The 1,578-nt window shown below is 44.7% G+C and carries 3 protein-coding genes; all 3 read left to right on the top strand.

Annotation, left to right across the window (positions count from 1 at the left end; translation table 11 throughout):
• Positions 1–286 precede the first annotated feature (286 nt).
• Positions 287–1,000 carry a hypothetical protein gene (locus ACFWXO_RS45505; RefSeq protein WP_380533166.1) on the top strand — a complete coding sequence of 238 codons (714 nt, stop codon included), beginning with the start codon at positions 287–289 and terminating at the stop codon, positions 998–1,000.
• Between the two features lie 50 nt (positions 1,001–1,050).
• Entirely contained in the window at positions 1,051–1,299 is a 249-nt protein-coding gene (locus ACFWXO_RS45500; RefSeq protein WP_376642747.1) for a hypothetical protein, read from the top strand.
• Positions 1,277–1,578: hypothetical protein (locus tag ACFWXO_RS45495; protein ID WP_380533163.1), on the top strand; the 302-nt coding region annotated here is incomplete at its 3' end. The genes ACFWXO_RS45500 and ACFWXO_RS45495, both read left to right, overlap by 23 nt.

The raw sequence follows: 1,578 nt of genomic DNA, 5'->3' as shown, positions 1-1,578 counted from the left end.
TTAAAAATACAAGTCGTCCGCATGTGTCGTGTGACTTTTAAAAGAGTCGGGAAATTCATTTTCCCGGCTTTTTATTTTGCCTAAAAATAATTAAATATGAAATTAATTCATTTATTTTTATTTTTTGTCTTGAAATCGAACACATGTTCCTATATTATTTAATTTATCGAACAGAAATAGGACAAAAGGAGGATTTATTTTCTATGCCAAAAGAACTAGAAGAAAAATAATAAAAATCGTCTGCTGAAGAAACACCGAAAAAAGAGGAACAGGATGACGCGCCAAAATGGGCAAAGAATCTGCTACAGGACATCCAAAACCTGATGGGAACAAAGGAACAGCCGCAGGGACAAGCACAGGAAATTCCAGTACCGGAACCGCCAAAAGTGGAGGAACCGGAGGAAGAGGAACAGCCAGCACCAAGCAAAGCGAAAACGCTCCTCGGGTGGTTATGGTAGATGTGCCGGGAAGTGACCAGGAGGAACAGCCGAAAAAGAAACGCGGTCGCCCTCCTGGTACTGGCACGAAAAAGAAAAGCGCAGCCAAGAAAAAGACGGCGGGCAATGTTGATTCATCCCAGCTGAAAATGCTGTTACTGACGACAAGCGCGATCGTGGCAGCACGACCTGGGATGGAAGACTTTGCATTAACCGCCGATGAAGCCGAACAGATATGTACGCCACTCGCAAACATCATGGCGAAGTCTGAAGGCGTGGCGGGTGTCGCCAGTGAGTATGCAGACCATATAGCGTTACTCATTGCGTGCTTTACGATCTTTATACCTAAATTCATTATGTGGAAATCCAAACAACCTAAAAAGAAAGAGGTACAGAAAAATGTCTTGCCAAAACGAGAACTACCAAAACAACCAACAGAACAACGAGGAAATGAAAGCGCGCCTGAAAGAACTAATCAAAAGCCTGCTGAACGATCTGGGGAACCCACTAGTAAGCAATTTGGCGGCTCCTTACATCAACTCATCCCTTTCGGAGGATATTGATGTCTTAAAATTCCTCAACCATTTAGAGGGGATGATCGACTATGTCCGGTATGGTGACGCTGAAGCAAGGTGACTTCTATTACAACATCCCCATGCATGAATACAGCCGTTATTGGTTTGAACACTTGGACATTATCGAACAGGGCGAGGAATTTTTAGTTGTGGAGAAAATCCCTTACGACAAAATCCCGAAACCGTCCATCATGGCTGCTATGAAAAGAGGTAAAGGCGTGAAGCGTGTTGTGAAAGCTTACAGCACGAAAGGAAGTGGAAAACATGCGAATGACAATTGGCGATGACGAACACGTTTTTATCTGTGGTCAAACCGGTACAGGTAAATCGGTTGTCGCTGAGGTATATCTCGCTGGGAAAGACCATGTGGTAAAGCTTGATACGAAAGGCGAAGTACACGAGCGCCGCAAGAAACGGCAGGAATTGTGGCATGGCTTGCAGGAAGGTAAGGACTTTACTGTGGTTCACCGATTGGAAGACGTGTCCGAGGTCGAGACGCCGAAAATTATCTATTGCCCGGTCGCTGAAGAATTAGAGCCGGAATATTACAACGCGCTCATGAGCTG

Source organism: Kitasatospora sp. NPDC059088, from assembly GCF_042738155.1.
Taxonomy (GTDB): domain Bacteria; phylum Actinomycetota; class Actinomycetes; order Streptomycetales; family Streptomycetaceae; genus Kitasatospora.
This window is presented reverse-complemented; position numbering and strand designations above follow the sequence as displayed.